This window comes from Paenibacillus sp. JMULE4 (assembly GCF_013337105.1).
In the GTDB taxonomy this organism is placed as follows: Bacteria; Bacillota; Bacilli; order Paenibacillales; family NBRC-103111; genus Paenibacillus_G; species Paenibacillus_G naphthalenovorans.
The window spans coordinates 393,497-409,955 of the sequence record NZ_SGWF01000011.1 but is presented as its reverse complement, the minus strand read 5'-3'; the positions used below and the strand labels follow the sequence as shown (position 1 = coordinate 409,955).

Below are 16,459 nucleotides of genomic sequence, written 5' to 3'. Positions count from 1 at the left end.
TGTTCCTTGATCGGTTTTAGGGCAAATTTCATCCTCTCCAAGCTTTTTTAATCATTCTCATGACGAACGGCATGGCCAGTATGCATAAAATCAGAATGAACAACGTCAGTGAAACAGGACGTGTAACGAAAACATCCAGGCTTCCATGCGAAGAAAGCAGGGACTGCCGCAAGGTATTCTCCGCCATGGGCCCCAGGACTAAAGCCAGGACGGCTGCTGCGGGGGAAAATCCGTTCCGCTTCATAAAGTATCCAATGATTCCGCAGATCAACATAATCCAGGTTTCCACGATACTTGCATGAAGAGTGTAGGTTCCCAGCACGCAAAGGACAACGACCATAGGAAGCAGCAAACGGTAAGGAACCTGCATGACCTTTACAAATAGCGGGATGGCGACAATATTCACCAACAGCAGTACGACATTGCCCAAATACATGCTGGATACCAGGCCCCAGACAAAATCGGGATTGCTGTCCATCAGCAGCGGCCCGGGCTGCAGCCCCCACATCATGAACGCGCCAAGGAGAACCGCAGTGGAACCCGAACCGGGAATCCCAAGGGTCAGCAAAGGCACCATCGCTCCCGCCGAGGCCGCATTGTTGGCCGCCTCCGGACCGACCAGGCCCGGCATGGCGCCCTTCCCGAATTTTTCCGGGGTCCTGGAAAGTTTCTTTTCCATAGAGTAAGACATCAGAGATGCAATCGTAGCCCCCGCACCCGGCAGCACTCCGACAAAAAATCCTAACAGCGACCCGCGGATAAAGGTATATTTGCTTTCCAGATAATCTTTCGCATTGGGCCAGAAGTTTTTCTTAAAGGAAAAAACAATCATTTCTTTCTTTCCTTCCCGATGGGCTCCTTCATGGACGGAACTTAGAAGTTCCCCGATACCGAAAAGGCCGATGGCCACGGGAATAAAGTCGATGCCATTGATCAGTTCGGCCGATCCGAAGGTAAATCTTTGTTGACCCGATACGACGTCAACGCCTACCATGGAAATGGCGAAACCGAACAAAGCCGAAATGATGCCGTTAATCTTGTTGTCTCCCATCATAAAAGTCAACATCAGCAGACCCATCAACATCAGCATGAAATATTCCGACGGGCCGAATGATACGGCAACATCGGCCAGAAAAGGGGCCATGGAGGAAATCAGGATGACCCCGAGTGTACCGCCTATAAACGAAGCCACCGCCTGCATGACAAGCGCGGGGCCCGCCCGACCTTGTTTGGCGAGCGGATACCCATCTAATGTACTTGCGACGGTTGCCGATTCCCCGGGCGTATTAATCAGAATAGAAGTAATCGTGCCTCCATACATGGAACCGTAGTATATCCCGGCAAGCATAATGATTGCCGTTGTGGGATTCAATGAAAATGTCAGCGGCAAAAGGATGGCGATTCCGGCTGATGGACCGAATCCGGGGATGATCCCTACAATCATGCCGATAAACGCCCCTATGGTTACAAATAATAAATTGGTAGGAGTGACTGCTATTGAAAAACCCAATAGCAAATGATCCCAAAATTCCATACTGCTCGCCTCCCACAGCTTTTACATAAATCCCAGTATTCCCTTTGGCAGCCCCGCATTCAGCCAAAGCTCAAACATAGCAAAGACTAACGCCGGAATCGTGATGCTGATGACCGCATTCTGCACATATCGTTTGCGGTTGAAACGAAACAGAATGAAATAAATGTACAATGCCATTGCGGGTACGGCCCCGATATAAGTCATGAGCAGAACAAGCAGAAATGTAAGAAGAATCACCCACCCTATATCGCCGGCATACCCCTCGCTGCCTTCGTCCGATCGTCTGTTCCGCCAATCGTTCATCACCCGAATGCCTGTAAATATGAGAAGCAAAAGACCAATCGTGATGGGAAACAGACCGGGTCCCGGCTTGCCGGAGCTTGTGAAAAATTCGAATTCAAGGCTTAACAGAAAAAATACCCAAGTGAACAAAAAGAGAAATGCGGAAAATCCCAGTTTCATCATGCCCACTATTTTATCGCTCCCGTCTCTTTAAGAAGTGTCTTAAAGGTGTTGGTTGTCTCTTCAAGATATTGGGCAAAATCGTCCCCAAATCGTATATCTTCCGTCAAGCTGTTATCACTGATGTACTTTTTCCATTCCGGTGTTTCCGCGACTTTTTTCATCGTCTCAATCCACCAGTTCTGAACGTCATCTGAAACGCCGCCTGCCAAAACAATTCCGCGCGGCATAGGCAGGTTCACGTTGTAGCCGAGTTCCTTGAAGGTGGGGACGTCCGATAAGGACTGTATCCTGCTATTACCGGAAAATGCAAGCGGTTTCATTTTTTCGGCTTTAATTTGCCCCAATACTTCCGATGGATTTGCCATCATGGCATCGATGCTTTTTGAAAGCAGGCCCGAAGTACTTTCTCCTGCAGATTGGAACGGCACATACTCAAAATCGAATCCGGCTTCTTTCGCCAGCATGCGGGGGATAATGTAATCCACATTCACCGCTCCCAACCCTCCGATACTCATTTTTTTGCCGCTTTTTGCGGTTTGGATGAAATCGTCCAGCGTATTGTACGGAGAGTCGCCGTTTACAATAAACACCATGTCGTCCGTTGCCATCAATGCGACCGGGGTAAAAGATTTGTAGTCAAAGCCCGTATTGGAAAGCAGCGGTGTTGTGATAAAGCTTCCGCTGGTGGAACTGATTTGATAAGGATCCCCTTTGTGGCTGTTCAGATACCCCCAACCCGTGGCTCCGCTGCCGCCCTGACGATTTTCAGCCACAATCGGCGGTGTATACAGTTTGTTTTTTTTCAAAATATCGATAATGGTTCTGGACATGATATCGTTTCCTCCGCCGGGTCCGAAGGCGATCGTCCAGTCAAGCGGCTTTTCCGGATATTTGAATTCCGTTTTCGATTGCGTTTGTGTATTCTCTGAAGCGCCGTTGGCGGGTTGGCCGTTCCCTCCGCCCGCTCCCCCGCAGGCGCTTAATGAAAAAGCCGTCAGAGCAGCCAACATCATTTTCCATACTCCACTTTTCATAATAAACTCTCCCTTTCAAAGCAGATAAAAGGTGGCGGTCGCCATGGCGACCGGTTTTCCGTCCTGATTCGTCATTCTCGATTCCATCTGGACGATTTTCTTCCCTTTCTTCAAAAAAGCGGCGGTGCATGTAACGATTCCACCATGGACACCGCTCAGATACTGGGTTTTCATTTCCAGAGTAACCGCCGAACCAAGAAATTTTTTGCACAAATGTCCCATAGACACGTCGAGGATGAAGGAAATAACCCCGCCATGCAAAGTCCCCTGCGGATTGAACATGTAATTTTCGACAGGGGCTTCCACGATGCAAACTTCATCCCCGTACTTGAATTTCAAATCAAAAAAACGCGCCAGAAAAAACGTTTCAAAATCATTTGCCTGGGTGGCCATGGCTTCTTCAAATTTGATCCTAGCCTGTTCCATATTTATACCTTCTTTTCTAGGAATACTTGAAGTCCGGTTTACGTTTCTCCAAAAAAGCCCTGACTCCTTCTTGATAGTCTTCCGTGCTGAAGGAATCCTGCCGGAGTCTTTTCGTCTCCTCCGTATCTTCCGCCACGCCTCTCATAATTTCCGAAATGATATATTTCATGCTGCGTACCGTAAATTGCGCATTTTGGCACAATAGTTCCGCAAATTCGTAAGTTTTGCTTACGATTTCTTCCGGGGAATAGACTTCGTCGATCAGGCCGATTCGGAATGCGCGCTGCACATCGATAATTTTGCCGGATAAAAGAATATACTTTGCGTTGGCCGGACCGACCAGATCAACCAATTGTTTGGTCGCGTTAAGGCTGTATACCAGTCCCAATTTGGCGGGGGTGATCCCAAAACGGCCGGTCGTATCGGAAAAACGGAAATCGCATGCCAACGCCAACTCGCACCCTCCTCCGATACAAGGTCCCTGAATCATCGCAATCGTCGGCTTTTTAAAGTGGGCTAATCTTCTTTCCGCTTTATGACAAGCATCGTTGTAAATTTTCGCCCCTTCCGGAGTCGATCTTAATGTTTTGAATTCGCTGATATCAGCCCCGGCGGCAAACGCCATTTCATCCGCCCCGCGCAAAACGAGCACCTTGATCCCCCTGTCCTGCTCGGCATCTTCCAACAGGGAAGGAATCGTTTTCCACATTTCGTGGGTCAAAGCATTCCTTTTTTCCGGCTGATTAAAATAAATCGTGGCAATTTCACCTTTTTTCTCAAGATAAACATGATTCGTAGACATCAGATGATCATCCTTTCCGGATATTTATTGTATACCACATTTTCATTATACAGCTCCTTGATTTCCTCTTCCTGCAATCCCAGCTCATTCAATACCTCGTTCGTATGCTGCCCAAGCCACGGCGCAGGCGTTCGGATCGAAAGCGGCGTCCCGGAGTATTTGACGGGGAACCCTATGGTTTTCATATCCCCCAGGATGGGATGATGAATTTCCAGAACCATGTCCCTGGCCAAAATGTGCGGATCGTTTAACGCTTGTTCGTAAGTGTAGACCGGTCCTCCCGGTACGCCGGATTCATCCAATTTTTCCACCCAATGCGAGGTCGGTTGCTCTTTCAATATTTCTTCTATCATGCTCTCCAGCAAGTCGATATTTTTCATTCTTGTCTGCAAATCGATGAACCGCGGATCGCCGACCCACTCCGGTTTTCCTAAAACCTTATTGCATAAGTTGGTCCAAAGCTTATCGTTTCCGGCTCCAATCGTGACATACCCGTCTTTCGTTTTGTAGGCTTGATAAGGAGTGGACCGTCTATGACGCGCTCCGGTTGCAGCCGGAATTTCCCCGGCCCCAAAGTAAGCCGCTGATTCCCAGAACGTCCATGCCAACGCGGCATCGACCAAGGACGTTTCCAGATACTGCCCTTCCCCGGTTTTAAGCTTATGGATATAGGCGCCCAAAATTCCATAGGCCGCCGTTATGCCGGCAGAGATATCATTAATGGCAATCCCGACTTTCACGGGACGTCCGCCGGGCTCGCCGGTCATTCTCATCAGCCCCGTAACGCCTTGGGCAACGATATCAAAACCTCCTTTCTGGCTGTATGGCCCCGTTTGCCCATACCCGGATATGGAGCAATAGATCACCCCCGGATTAACCGCTTTCACCGCATTGTAATCAATGCCCATTTTCGTTTTGACGTCAGGACGAAAATTTTCGATTACCACATCCGCCTTTTCAGCCAGCTGCATAAAAATGTGTTTCCCTTTTTCATTTTTCAAATCGAGCGCGATGCTTCTTTTGTTTCGGTTAGGCATAGCAAAGCAGTAGCCTTCGCCATTTTTAAAAGGCCCGACTCTCCTCGAATCGTCGCCGCCCGGGAATCGTTCCACTTTGGTCACTTCCGCCCCAAGATCGGCCAAAATCAACGTACAGTAAGGACCTGCCAAAAATTGGGTCAAATCCAACACTTTCATTCCATGCAAAGGCAGCATCAAAATCACCTCTCCTCAAAATGTTAAAAATTTCGTTTTGTATACAGTATTCCGTATCCAAAAAAAATATACTTCTGACTCACAGGTCAGAAGTATATTTTGCAATAAAATAAATTGATTAAATTGATAAAAAAGGCTGCATCCAACAATTAATAATGTATTCAGTTTTCATTATGATGGTAAGACCAATAAAACGAGGCTTGGATAAGGCATCCCGTTAACCGTCCCACTTCCTCCAGTTCCCTATTTGTACGGTTAACGGGATGCCCGTTCCTATTCCCAAATCCAATTGCCCAGTTCATCGAATTGAAGAAACTTGGGCTCATGATTTAACTCGATATGTGGCTGATTTTTGATCTCCTCATAAATGGCTTCGGTTACCCACAGATGTTCGATATGAAGGGTATTCCGGATCACCATCATACGCAGCTTGGCCGCATCATCGACCCGCAGCATTTGTAATGCCCCGTCAACAAGCGCCCGGTCATCGGCAAATGTCATCGGAACAGCCGCCCGAATCACGAAACCGCTTGTTGCGCAATTCAAATAAGTAGCCGTTTTATCCATTTCCTTCACCAGCGCTTCCGTTGTCAAATCGGCAAGCCCAATCCCCGTGGCATTGCCGTGGGACGGTTCGGATAAACGGAGTACTCCGATATAGGTGAAGTAAGGTTTTTGCGGTTCCGGTACGCCCTGAATACGAAGCCGGCCGATGATGTTCGTATCCATCCCGGTACCGCTGAAATTTTTTCCCATTTCTCCGACAATAAGCAAATCTGCCTGATCGGCAGGGAGGCTTGGCATAAAGCTTTTTGCTTGTGCCAAAAGAACCTTCTCCCTTTCAAAGATCCGGTCATAAGGTATGCCTTCCACGATTGCCGTTTGCTCTTTCGCATTCTCTACGACGCCAATCCCGCCGATGATCGGGGCATGCTCCAATATGCGTCCGCCGATCAAAGGAATCATATCGGCCAGGTGACCGGCGCCAAGGCTGTGGAACATGTCGGCTCCCTTCGCCCGTCCCATGCCAACCGTCATCATCTTTAATAAACCGCTTTCGTAGTCACCCCGAAACGAAGTATGCGGTTTGATCCGATTCACGACCACAACCCCGTCCGCCTCGAACGCTTCTTTCGCACAATAAACCGGAATTTGCCGTCCAAACGCTTCAAACTCGTCGATCAACTGCACATCCCTGGAGCAGGAAACCCGACAGCCCAGAGCCTCTTCTTTAATTCCCATGCTGTCCAATACTTCTTTTTGCCCCTCGGCTTCCCCGCGCCCGTGGCTGCCCATGGCCGAAAAGACAAATGGGAGATATCCTTTGGACTGAAGTACGCTCACTACCTTCCGCAAAATGTCTACATAATTGGCAATCCCGCGGCTTCCGGCCGTTACCGCGATCGACGCTCCCGGCTTCAAACGCCGGGAACGGTCGTTTTGCAGTATGTTTTCTACGGCCTGCTCTATCGATTTTGAAATATCGCCGACAACCGGGGTCTGGGAATGAACCTGAATCGGATAAAGTTTAATTGAAGCTGCTTTAATCGACATGCTTTTCTCCTCCTAATATCGTTAGCCTACATTTCAATATCCGACGATAGTGCTTCTTTTTTCTTCTTGAACCCGGCCAGAATACTAAGGATCATAATCACGATGGAAAGAATCAGCAGGGTGCCGGAAAGAGGTCTCGTAAACAAGGCGAAAAAGTCTCCTTTATAGATCGTCAGCGACTGCATCAATGCATCTTCCATAAGTTTCCCCAAAACGAACGTCAGCACGATAGGCGCCAACGGGATATCGACTTTTTTGAAGATGTAGCCTACGATGCCAAAGGCCACCATGACACCCACATCAAACAAACTGTTGCTGACGCTGTATGCCCCTACGGCCGCCACCGCCAAAATGATCGGGAACAGCAGCTTGAACGGTATCATCGTAATTTTGGCCCAAAATCCGGCCATCGGCAGGTTCATGATCAAAAGTATGAAATTTCCGATAAACATGCTGGCAATAACCGCCCATACGAAGTCCGGATTTTTCTGGAAAAGCTGCGGTCCCGGTGTCAGACCATGCATGATAAACGCTCCAAGGAGTACGGCAATCACCGGGGAACTCGGAATCCCCAAGGTAAAGAGGGGAATCAGGGCCCCTCCGCAATACGAGTTGTTCGCCGTTTCCGGACCGGCCACACCTTCGATCGCCCCTTTCCCGAAGCGGCTCGGATCTTTTGCCAGCTTCTGTTCAAGGGAATACGACAAGATCGCCGGAATCACCGAATTCGTCCCCGGGAGCAAACCGATGATGAAGCCAAGTCCGCTTCCACGCAAAATGGCGGCTATCGTCGGCTTCCATTCTTCCCGCCTCGGCAGAAGCCCTTTGACCTTCGGCGGTTTTTCCGCCTTCAAATTTTTTTCCGCGCTGATCAAAATTTCAGAGATCCCAAACAGCCCCATGGCTAAAGGCACAAAATCAAAGCCGTTCATCAATTCCATTCGATCAAAGGAAAAGCGAACGACACCCGTTACCGGATCCAATCCGATCAGGGCAAGATTTAACCCGATGACTGCGGCAATCATGCCGCGGATGACCGATTTGCCCATCAGGCCGATGACCATGGTCATTCCGAGTATCATTAAGGCGAAAAATTCCGGCGGACCGAACTGCAGCGCCAGCCGGGCAATGGGCGGTCCAATGAGCGCGAGACCGATAATGGACAGCGTCCCCCCGATGAAGGAGCCGATTCCGGCCACACCCAAGGCGGTTCCCGCCCTGCCTTGCTTGGCCAACGGATGGCCGTCAAGGCATGTAATGACGGAGGCGGCTTCCCCCGGCGTGTTGATCAATACGGATGTAATCGTCCCGCCATACATCGCCCCGTAATAAATCCCGGACAACATAATAATCGCGGAAATCGGCTCCATGCCAAACGTCAGTGGCAAAAGGACAGCGGTCCCGGTGGTCGGGCCCAGGCCCGGCAGGACACCGACAAGCATCCCGATCGTAACGCCGATGAAACAATACAATAAATTCCACCAACTGAAAGCTGTTTCAAATCCCGAAAGCAAATATTCCATCGCGGCTTCCCCCTTTATAACCCGAATACATTTTCAGGCAGGGGAACGTTTAATAACGATTGGAAGACATAAAAGATCGCCAATGTTACCGCCACCGAAATGCCTAATCCCCAATACCACTTATATTCCCTGAAAAACAATATGAACAGCATGACAATGCTCGCGATGGTATAGCCTGTGTAGGGTATTATAATCAGAAACACGATGAAGGCCGCAAATATCGAAGCCACTTTCCTTAATCCGGCACCTTTAGGAAAAATGTCACTTAATTTGATCCTTTCTTTTCGAATCGATTCCACAATATACAACAAGGAAAGAAGGATTAAAAATCCGCTCAGCCAAAGGGGCAATAATCCGGGACCCGGTCCATAATTGCTGTAATAGTCATAGGATAATGACTGCCAAAAGAGGGTGCCGGCAATAATGAGAATGACCAAACCGACCCAAACGCCTGCATTTTTCAATTCTCTCACATCCTTTGTCTCCTTTGATTTGGCCAGCGAGGATTGACCTGACAATGACACTATCGTTCCAACTGAAGGGGGATTACCATCCAAGTAAATCTCTTAATGCAAGCACATCCTGCTCATCTTTTTCCAGCAGATCCATATAATCTTTTCCGTCTTTGTAGTCCACTTGAAGGCCGGATTGGCCTTGCTTATCGATCTGTTCCTGATTTTTGATGCCTTTTTCCAATGCCGCACGTAAAATTTCCAGCTTATGCGGATCGATGTCCTTCGGAGCGGCAATTCCCCGGGCGGAACCGGAAATAATCCCGCTGAATCCGCTTTCCTCCAATGTCGGAATATCGGACAAGAAGGGGGAACGTTTTTCGGCCATCACGGCCACGACCTTGATCTCGCCGCTGTTATGAAGCGACGTGACTTCCCCGACATTCGCGAATAAAACATCCACATGACCGCCGATCACTCCGGTCTGGCTTTCTGCGGCTCCTTTGGTATGCACGGCCGTGAATTTGGTACCCAAGGCCTTATTCATTTTCAATATGGCATAATGATCATCGCTACCCACTCCGGTAGAAGTGGCGGTTAATTCATTATTCCTGGCGTATTCAATTAAACCTTTGATATCCGTAAAACGGTTCTCATCTCTGCGGATGGCGATGGCCCCAGGATCCGTAACATGGTTAGCGATCGGGGCGAAGCTTTTCAGATTCTCCTTGCGTTTTTGCTTTGGATCCAGGTAACCCGTCATCAGGTTTGGGGTATTAATATACCCGATGGTATAGCCGTCCGGCTTGGCATTCGCCAGCTCCGTCCAACCGATCCAACCGCCGCCGCCGGGCTTATTTATGATATTGATCGGCACGCCGAGCTCTTTTTCCACGTAAGGCATAAGCATGCGCGCTCCGACGTCCGTACCGCCGCCGGCCGCATAAGCAATGATCAGATTGATCGGCTTATCCGGCCATTTTTCCTTTTGCGGTTCCGGATCCGGGGATGAACCTTGGACGGAAGATGATTGGCTTCCGCCTCCGCCACAAGATGTAAGCGCTAACGTTAAAATGACCGCCAAAGACAGGTTAATCCATTTTTTCACAGCCATTCACCCTGCTTTCCTAATTTTAAAATTAAGTCATTCTGGTAATGCAAAACTGCTCATCATGCCCCAAAATTTCCGCCTTGACCATTTTTCCGGAGGCCACCTCGAGAATTTCGCGGTAAATTTCTTCTCCCATTTGCTGCAGCGTCTTTTTGCCAAGCAATACTTCACCCGCGTTGATATCTATATTTTCTTTCATCTTTTCATAGGTTTTGGGGTTGCCTGTAATTTTCAGTACGGGAACGCCCGGAAATCCCGTCGGCGTCCCTCTGCCGGTCGGGAATACAATCATCTGCGCTCCCGCCGCTACCTGCCCGGTGCTGACCTCCCCGTCGTGCCCGGGAGAATCCATCAGCAAAAGCCCCTTCACTTTCGGCGTTTCGGCATACTGAATCGTACCGCTAAACGGGGCATTCCCGGACTTTTTCATACTGCCCAATGATTTTTCCACGACACTGGACAATCCTCCGTCATAATTTCCTGTCGAAATAAGATGAGTCCTCTTCACATTGCTGGACTCGCGAGTCTGCCGCTCAAGCTTTTTTTCCGTACGGGAGACGATCTCCTTGATCTCCTGCGCTACTTGCTCATTCACGGCTCTTCTCGCCAAAATATGCTCTGTACCGAGAAGCTCGGTAATTTCAGCAAGAATAGAGGAGCCTCCTTGGGATACCAGCATATCGGAGGCAATGCCTAATGCAGGATTTGCGACCAATCCCGATGTCATATCAGACCCCCCGCAATTCAGACCGATCATCAAATGACTGACATCCGCTTCCTCCCTCTGCTGTCTGGAGGCCATTTGCTGCATTTTCCTGGCGTATTTAACGCCCTTCTGGATCGCTGCCAGAGAGTCTCCTTCCTTTTGGATGACCACGGTCTCCAGCATCTTTTGTGCCGGGGCTATCCCCTCCGCCAACTCGTAGGGACTAAAACGTTCGCAACCCAAACCCACTACAACGACGCCGGAAAAATTAGGATTTCTTCCGATTTGAATCAATGTTCTTGCGGTAATCTCCAAATCCTCGCCAACCTGGCTGCAGCCGACGGGATGACGAAAGTAAACGCTTCCAGGCACCTGATAGGCAATCCTTTCAGCCACTTTCGCGGAGCAGAAGACAGATGGGATGATCGCAATCAAGTTGCGAACCCCTACGGTCCCGTCTTTTCTCCAATACCCCATAAACTTATCGGCCATGCTTCATTCCCCTTTCGCAATACATATTGTGGCTGTGTATCCAACCGCCTTTTTGAACCGGAACTTTCATTTTCCCGATTTCCTCGCCGTACTTATAAACGCTTTCGTCCCTGCCAATGGGCTGCAAAGCGATTTTGTGACCAAAGGGGATATCCTCAAGAACAACAATCGATTCCTCCCGGTTCTCTTTTCTGACTATGCAAAGATCTCCTTTGCTCAAATCCGTCAAAGCAACAGCTGTGTTGTCTTTCGGGTCTATGACAAGCGCTGCTTTCTCTTCATGGCTTGCGGCAAGCTTTACATCGTCCATACGCCTACTCCTATCTGAATAATTTATGATGGTCCGACCTATGAATGAACAAAAGAATGACATGTGGGATTAAATCCAATTCAATGGTATTATATTTACATTAATATGACGGGGTAATGTCGATATGAAAAAAAGTTACAATGTCAAAGCTTCACCGCGGATGTTCGAGCAAGTTGCCAGGCAAATAGCCGATTATATTCAGGCAGAGCAGTTGGAGCCGGGATCCAAGCTGCCCACCGAAAGGCAGTTAAGCGAGCTGCTTCAAGTCAGCCGTTCCTCTGTGCGCGAAGGCATACGGGTGCTGGAGCTGCTCCGTTTTCTGGATTCGAAGCAAGGGGAAGGAACTTTTGTATCCGATCCTCCTCCCTTTCTCATCCCTGACCGGGTGATCGGGCAAAAACTTGAACCACAAGCTTTGCGCCATTATTTTGAGATCGCCCTTATGTGCGCGGAAACCGTTCTTATGCTGTCGATTCAACATCACGTCCGCTATAGTAACGTTTTAAGCGGGAAAACATTCTGGGAAAACCTGCTGTTTTTCATTACCGGTTTAGGGGAATCATTGGAAAATCCTTACTTTTTCGTTCTGTTTTCCGAAACCTTCGGGCTCGTCCTGCAATCCGGAGATTTGCCCGAAACAAGCGCGCCTTTTGAAATGCAGGAAATCATCGATGCTTACCATGCTTCCGATATCCATAAACTCAAAAAACTAATAAATTTATTATCTGAACATATATCCTTTCTGTAAACAGCTTCCTAGATCGATTTAATCATTCCGCCGTCAATGAGGATGGAGCTGCCCGTCATGTAGGTGCTGGCGTCAGATACCAGAAAAACAACCACCTTCGCAAATTCTTCCGGGGTACCGTAACGGCCTAATGGAATTTGCTTCTTGGACTGTTCTTCTACCTGCTCCCGAGTTTGTCCGGTCTTTTTCGCCTTCAATTCATCGAGAAAAGCGACGCGATCCGTTGCAATACGCCCAGGCGCAACCGTATTGACGAGAATATGGTAGGGTGCCAGTTCTTCGGCCAGGGTCTTGGTTAATCCGACGATTCCCGTACGGAAAGTATTGGAGAGAATTAATCCCGGAATCGGTATCTTAATGGAAGAGGATGCCAAATTGACAATACGCCCGCCTGCCTGCTTCAAATCGGGCAGCACTTCCCGAATGATCCGGATATAGCTTAAAAGATTGAGTTCAAAGGCTTTCTGCCAGTCTTCATCAGAAAACTGTTCAAACGATCCTCCGGGAGGCCCGCCTGCATTATTGATCAGAATGTCGATTTTTCCGAATGTTTCACGAGTGGCTTGGACAAGATTTTTGATCGATTCGGCACTGGTAATATCGGCAGGTTGCCAGGCCACCTTTCCTTTTCCCAGCTGCTCGAGTTCTTTATGAACCGCCTGCAATTTTTCCGGATTACGGCTTGTCAGCATGACGTGTGCGCCTTCTTTCACCAGTTCGGCGGCGACCGCCTTTCCCAAGCCCTGGCTCGAGGCGACGACTAAAGCGGCTTTTCCTTGTAAATTCAAATCCATGAAGCTCTTCCCCTTCCTATTTGACCTTCAAATCCGTTACCGGATTAACCAATTTTTCAAAACCGTCAATATGGCATTCTACGACATCGCCGTCCCGAATAACGACAGCTCCCGGGGTTCCGGTGGAAATAATGTCTCCAGGCAGCAGCTTCATGACTTTGGAATGGAAGGATACGAGGTACCAGGGACGGAAAGTCATATTGGAAACTACGTTTTTCCGGTGAATTCTGCCATTGATGACAGTCGATACATTCAAATCGAGCACTTCATCCACTTCATCCGGAGTCACCAAATGCGGACCGAAGCTGAAGAAGGTGTCAAAGCTCTTCGAACGAGTAAGATAGCGGGGATTTTGCGCCAATATATCTTCAGCTGTCATATCGATAATGGTCGTAAAACCTGCAATGACGCTTTGCGCTTCCTCCTCGGATACATTCTTACATGCTTTGCCGATAATAATTCCCAATTCCGACTCCGCTGTTGTACGGTCGGATTGGAATGGAATTTCGATGGTATCGCCAGGGCCAATAATCGCAGTATCCGGCTTCATAAAGCTGGCAGGTTCCGTATTTGGCGCTTTTTCATGAAGATCGGCGGCGTGTTCGACATAGTTGAGTCCAATGCCCCAAATTTTTCGCGGGTGGCGATAAAGCGGCCCGTATTCCACCTGATCCGCAGGAATCGCATCGCTTTCTATCCTTTCCAACTGCTGCTTGCCTCCGTTTTGATACCAATGTTTCATTTCGTCCAATTGATTGGTTTGAATGATTTCAAAAAGACTGGTGGACCAATGTTGGTTGAACCTTTGATTTACGGTTTCCACCGGTACAACCCCTGCTTTTGTAACAACCGCAGCCACTTCAGCTCCATTTTTCTTCACTGTTGCAAGACGCATTGCTTATCCTCTCCTTTTTCATCATGCTATTCTGCTAATCTACGATTCTTGCCGTTTCTATGTTATTCACAACAAACCGGGGGGCATCCCCCTCTTCCACCCGCTTTATATTTTGAAACGCGAGATGAAGCACTTTATTCAGCGTATCTCTTGTTCCTGCGCCAAGATGAGGGCTGGCAATCACATTGTCCAACGTTAATAAAGGATTACCGGGATCGGTCGGCTCGAATTCCCACGCATCGATCCCTGCTCCGGCTATGATTCCTTCTTTCAAGGCATGGTATAATTCGTCTTCCTTGACGATTCCCCCGCGTGCTACATTGATCAATACCGCCGACGGCTTCATTAATTGCAATTCCTTTAGACCGATCATCCCCCTGGTTTCGGGCAACAATGGAAGATGCAAACTCAGGATATCCGCCTTTTTCAATACTTCTTCCAGCGGAAGATAGGTTGCCCCCAGCTGCCGTTCGAACTCCTCGGAAACCCGGTATTTATCATAGTATATGATTTCGGTTCCGAAAGCTTTGGAACGCTTGGCCGTCTCTCTGCCGATATTGCCCAGGCCGATAAAACCATGCGTCTTTCCTTCCATCTCGTAAGAGGATGGACGAAGTTCCCACATCAACCATTGCCCGTTTTTGGTGGCTTGATTGACTTGCGGAAGCTTTCGGTATAATGCAAGCGTTAACAAAATGGTTAATTCTGCAACTCCGGTCGAATTGCCGCCCGGCGTATTGGATACAGGCAAGTGGAATTGCGTTGCCGCTTCGATGTCGATATTGTCCACCCCGACCCCCGTTTTCTGAATAAAGCGGGCATTCCTGGCCCCGGATAGAATGGTTCTATCCAATGGGCGGGTAGCGACCAGCAAATAGTCTGCTATAGCCAGCTTATTCTGCTGCTCCTGCGGATTCATTTCCTCCCAGTACCATAATTCAAAGCCTGCCGGCTTGTGTTCCTCCAGGAGCTGCTTGAATTCATCAAACACCTGGTCAAAATAAATAATTTTTTTCTTCGACATCTCTTATCCCCAATCTCAAAGGTATGATAATCATTATTAAAATAATGATTTATTATGGTCAGACCATTTTATGAGGAAAAGAAATATTCGCTCTCAAGTTAGCCCATATTTTTTCCTCATTGCGGATCAGATGATGGCGCATCGCTCTGGAGGCCCCTTCCGAATCCCGCTTAAACAAGGCTTCCATAATATCCTCATGCTCCTGATAAGCCTGCAGGAACAATCCCGGCGTTTTCATCGATTGCATTTTACTGATGCGCATCGCTTCTTTCAATTTTGGCGATACGGCTTTAAAGATATCCCTGTAGATCGAATTATGGGAAGCAAGGATGATCTCCTCATGGAAATTATAGTCTTCATCCACCCCGATTATGCCCGCTCCGTTTGCTTCGACCATATCTTCATGCGCCTTCCTGATTTTCGCAAATTGCTCTTCCGTACCACGAGTGGCGGCCAACCCGGCGGCTTCCACCTCCAACCCTCTGCGAAAATCAAGGATCTCCTGCAGCTCCCCTTTTTCCATCAAATTGGAGGTTACCCTCACAACGATGGATTCACCATGAATATCCTTCAAATAAATGCCGGAACCCGGTCTGGTTTCGAGAATTCCGTTCGCGTTCAAGACACTCATCGCTTCTCTGACCGCCGTTTTGCTGACGTTAAAAATGGAAGCCAACTCATTCTCAGATGGAAGCTTTTCACCCGGCTGGATATTTTCTTCCTGTACATATTGTTCAATCGCAACAATAATCTCTTCAAAGAGCCGCTTCTTCTTAATCGGCTTTAAAGCCATAGAATCACCTTTACATTTATGATGGTCTGACCTGTGGATCATATTTATTAAACCCCGAATTCCAAAATGTGTCAACCATTATTTCATCGGACATAGCTTCAGAGATGACCATATCAATAAAACTAGAATAACGAACAAACGTCCATTATAGACTAAACAGGATGTATGTTCGTGTCGACGCGCAAGCGCTTTATTTCGTTAAAATCAAAAAGACCTCGATCAAGCTAAAAAATTGCCCAGGCAATCCTTAACGATAGCGAAGTCATTCAATGGATTGCAAACCGATATTCGATGCGATAACACGTTAACACCAGAAAGCAATCTCGCGTTAATTCACATATTTGCAAATGTTTCCCAGCGTATTATATAATACTGCTTAATCAAACATTAACTGAATCTCAGTACAAGCGATGAAGGAAAGAGTAAGCAGATTATCGTTTACAGGGAAGGCGTGCCGCTGACTGGAAGCACCCGAACGAACGTCTGCCGAAGTTCACTCCCGAGCTGGTTCCTGAACGGCTGCCTGTCCTTTGGCATCCCTTAGGGATACCCGTATTCCCTGCGTTATAGGGCTGAAAGTGA

17 protein-coding genes and 1 other annotated feature (1 of these 18 only partly in view) are annotated in these 16,459 nt (G+C 48.3%); of the genes, 1 reads left to right on the top strand and 16 read right to left on the bottom strand.

From position 1 onward, the window contains the following. Positions 1-28: 28 nt before the first annotated feature. The 12 genes from EXW96_RS07195 to EXW96_RS07140 form a co-directional block, all read right to left on the bottom strand. Positions 29-1,534, bottom strand: a complete 1,506-nt coding sequence (locus EXW96_RS07195; protein ID WP_062409119.1) for a tripartite tricarboxylate transporter permease — start codon at positions 1,532-1,534, stop codon at positions 29-31. Positions 1,535-1,555: 21 nt separating this feature from the next. Continuing rightward, on the bottom strand, positions 1,556-1,999 hold the full coding sequence (locus tag EXW96_RS07190; RefSeq protein WP_249929589.1) for a tripartite tricarboxylate transporter TctB family protein: 444 nt from the start codon (positions 1,997-1,999) through the stop codon (positions 1,556-1,558). Positions 2,000-2,004: 5 nt separating this feature from the next. Next, positions 2,005-3,033 (bottom strand): tripartite tricarboxylate transporter substrate binding protein, encoded by a 1,029-nt coding sequence (locus EXW96_RS07185; protein WP_074727505.1) that lies wholly within the window; start codon positions 3,031-3,033, stop codon positions 2,005-2,007. A gap of 15 nt (positions 3,034-3,048) precedes the next feature. Beyond that, complete coding sequence (locus EXW96_RS07180) at positions 3,049-3,459, bottom strand: PaaI family thioesterase (protein WP_062409122.1); 411 nt, start codon at positions 3,457-3,459, stop codon at positions 3,049-3,051. A 16-nt stretch (positions 3,460-3,475) separates the two neighbouring features. Beyond that, a complete protein-coding gene (locus EXW96_RS07175) occupies positions 3,476-4,261 on the bottom strand; it encodes an enoyl-CoA hydratase-related protein (RefSeq protein ID WP_174350224.1) in 786 nt (261 codons plus the stop codon). Beyond that, positions 4,261-5,475: a CaiB/BaiF CoA transferase family protein gene (locus tag EXW96_RS07170; protein WP_062409124.1), complete on the bottom strand. Its 1,215-nt coding sequence runs from the start codon at positions 5,473-5,475 to the stop codon at positions 4,261-4,263. Before EXW96_RS07170 ends, EXW96_RS07175 begins: the two co-directional genes overlap by 1 nt. 273 nt (positions 5,476-5,748) lie before the next feature. Then, entirely contained in the window at positions 5,749-7,029 is a 1,281-nt protein-coding gene (locus tag EXW96_RS07165; protein ID WP_174350223.1) for a nickel pincer cofactor-dependent isomerase, group 22, read from the bottom strand. Between the two features lie 26 nt (positions 7,030-7,055). Further along, a complete protein-coding gene (locus tag EXW96_RS07160) occupies positions 7,056-8,552 on the bottom strand; it encodes a tripartite tricarboxylate transporter permease (protein WP_062409126.1) in 1,497 nt (498 codons plus the stop codon). A gap of 14 nt (positions 8,553-8,566) precedes the next feature. Continuing rightward, the gene (locus EXW96_RS07155; protein ID WP_062409127.1) at positions 8,567-9,025 is read right to left on the bottom strand and encodes a tripartite tricarboxylate transporter TctB family protein; all 459 of its coding nucleotides are present in this window, start codon (positions 9,023-9,025) and stop codon (positions 8,567-8,569) included. Between the two features lie 73 nt (positions 9,026-9,098). Then, positions 9,099-10,118: a tripartite tricarboxylate transporter substrate binding protein gene (locus EXW96_RS07150; RefSeq protein WP_062409128.1), complete on the bottom strand. Its 1,020-nt coding sequence runs from the start codon at positions 10,116-10,118 to the stop codon at positions 9,099-9,101. Between the two features lie 25 nt (positions 10,119-10,143). Beyond that, positions 10,144-11,313, bottom strand: a complete 1,170-nt coding sequence (locus EXW96_RS07145; protein ID WP_174350222.1) for a UxaA family hydrolase — start codon at positions 11,311-11,313, stop codon at positions 10,144-10,146. Then, on the bottom strand, positions 11,303-11,623 hold the full coding sequence (locus tag EXW96_RS07140; protein ID WP_174350221.1) for a UxaA family hydrolase: 321 nt from the start codon (positions 11,621-11,623) through the stop codon (positions 11,303-11,305). Before EXW96_RS07140 ends, EXW96_RS07145 begins: the two co-directional genes overlap by 11 nt. Positions 11,624-11,747: 124 nt before the next feature. Here EXW96_RS07140 and EXW96_RS07135 point away from each other — a divergent pair, with 124 nt between their 5' ends. Further along, the gene (locus EXW96_RS07135; protein ID WP_174350220.1) at positions 11,748-12,371 is read left to right on the top strand and encodes a FadR/GntR family transcriptional regulator; all 624 of its coding nucleotides are present in this window, start codon (positions 11,748-11,750) and stop codon (positions 12,369-12,371) included. Between the two features lie 8 nt (positions 12,372-12,379). Here the strand turns inward: EXW96_RS07135 and EXW96_RS07130 are convergent, their stop codons facing one another. Genes EXW96_RS07130 through EXW96_RS07115 form a run of 4 tightly spaced genes read right to left on the bottom strand, consistent with a single transcriptional unit; the run spans position 12,380 to position 15,877 of the window. Then, positions 12,380-13,165, bottom strand: coding sequence for an SDR family oxidoreductase (locus tag EXW96_RS07130; protein WP_054818810.1), 786 nt, complete (start codon positions 13,163-13,165; stop codon positions 12,380-12,382). A gap of 16 nt (positions 13,166-13,181) precedes the next feature. Further along, positions 13,182-14,060, bottom strand: coding sequence for a fumarylacetoacetate hydrolase family protein (locus EXW96_RS07125; RefSeq protein WP_054818809.1), 879 nt, complete (start codon positions 14,058-14,060; stop codon positions 13,182-13,184). 34 nt (positions 14,061-14,094) lie between these two features. Continuing rightward, positions 14,095-15,084: a 2-hydroxyacid dehydrogenase gene (locus EXW96_RS07120; protein ID WP_174350219.1), complete on the bottom strand. Its 990-nt coding sequence runs from the start codon at positions 15,082-15,084 to the stop codon at positions 14,095-14,097. Positions 15,085-15,142: 58 nt separating this feature from the next. Further along, a complete protein-coding gene (locus tag EXW96_RS07115) occupies positions 15,143-15,877 on the bottom strand; it encodes a FadR/GntR family transcriptional regulator (RefSeq protein WP_062409132.1) in 735 nt (244 codons plus the stop codon). A 401-nt stretch (positions 15,878-16,278) separates the two neighbouring features. Further along, positions 16,279-16,459 (top strand) — a binding site (T-box leader); it runs 67 nt beyond the window's last position.

Coding starts and splice junctions, on each gene's coding strand:
- EXW96_RS07180 (WP_062409122.1), bottom strand. CDS start 3,459: ATGGAACAGGCTAGGATCAAATTTGAAGAAGCCATGGCCACCCAGGCA.
- EXW96_RS07135 (WP_174350220.1), top strand. CDS start 11,748: ATGAAAAAAAGTTACAATGTCAAAGCTTCACCGCGGATGTTCGAGCAA.
- EXW96_RS07160 (WP_062409126.1), bottom strand. CDS start 8,552: ATGGAATATTTGCTTTCGGGATTTGAAACAGCTTTCAGTTGGTGGAAT.
- EXW96_RS07130 (WP_054818810.1), bottom strand. CDS start 13,165: ATGGATTTGAATTTACAAGGAAAAGCCGCTTTAGTCGTCGCCTCGAGC.
- EXW96_RS07145 (WP_174350222.1), bottom strand. CDS start 11,313: ATGGCCGATAAGTTTATGGGGTATTGGAGAAAAGACGGGACCGTAGGG.
- EXW96_RS07175 (WP_174350224.1), bottom strand. CDS start 4,261: ATGTCTACGAATCATGTTTATCTTGAGAAAAAAGGTGAAATTGCCACG.
- EXW96_RS07150 (WP_062409128.1), bottom strand. CDS start 10,118: ATGGCTGTGAAAAAATGGATTAACCTGTCTTTGGCGGTCATTTTAACG.
- EXW96_RS07140 (WP_174350221.1), bottom strand. CDS start 11,623: ATGGACGATGTAAAGCTTGCCGCAAGCCATGAAGAGAAAGCAGCGCTT.
- EXW96_RS07170 (WP_062409124.1), bottom strand. CDS start 5,475: ATGCTGCCTTTGCATGGAATGAAAGTGTTGGATTTGACCCAATTTTTG.
- EXW96_RS07195 (WP_062409119.1), bottom strand. CDS start 1,534: ATGGAATTTTGGGATCATTTGCTATTGGGTTTTTCAATAGCAGTCACT.
- EXW96_RS07120 (WP_174350219.1), bottom strand. CDS start 15,084: ATGTCGAAGAAAAAAATTATTTATTTTGACCAGGTGTTTGATGAATTC.
- EXW96_RS07115 (WP_062409132.1), bottom strand. CDS start 15,877: ATGGCTTTAAAGCCGATTAAGAAGAAGCGGCTCTTTGAAGAGATTATT.
- EXW96_RS07190 (WP_249929589.1), bottom strand. CDS start 1,999: ATGATGAAACTGGGATTTTCCGCATTTCTCTTTTTGTTCACTTGGGTA.
- EXW96_RS07125 (WP_054818809.1), bottom strand. CDS start 14,060: ATGCGTCTTGCAACAGTGAAGAAAAATGGAGCTGAAGTGGCTGCGGTT.
- EXW96_RS07165 (WP_174350223.1), bottom strand. CDS start 7,029: ATGTCGATTAAAGCAGCTTCAATTAAACTTTATCCGATTCAGGTTCAT.
- EXW96_RS07185 (WP_074727505.1), bottom strand. CDS start 3,033: ATGAAAAGTGGAGTATGGAAAATGATGTTGGCTGCTCTGACGGCTTTT.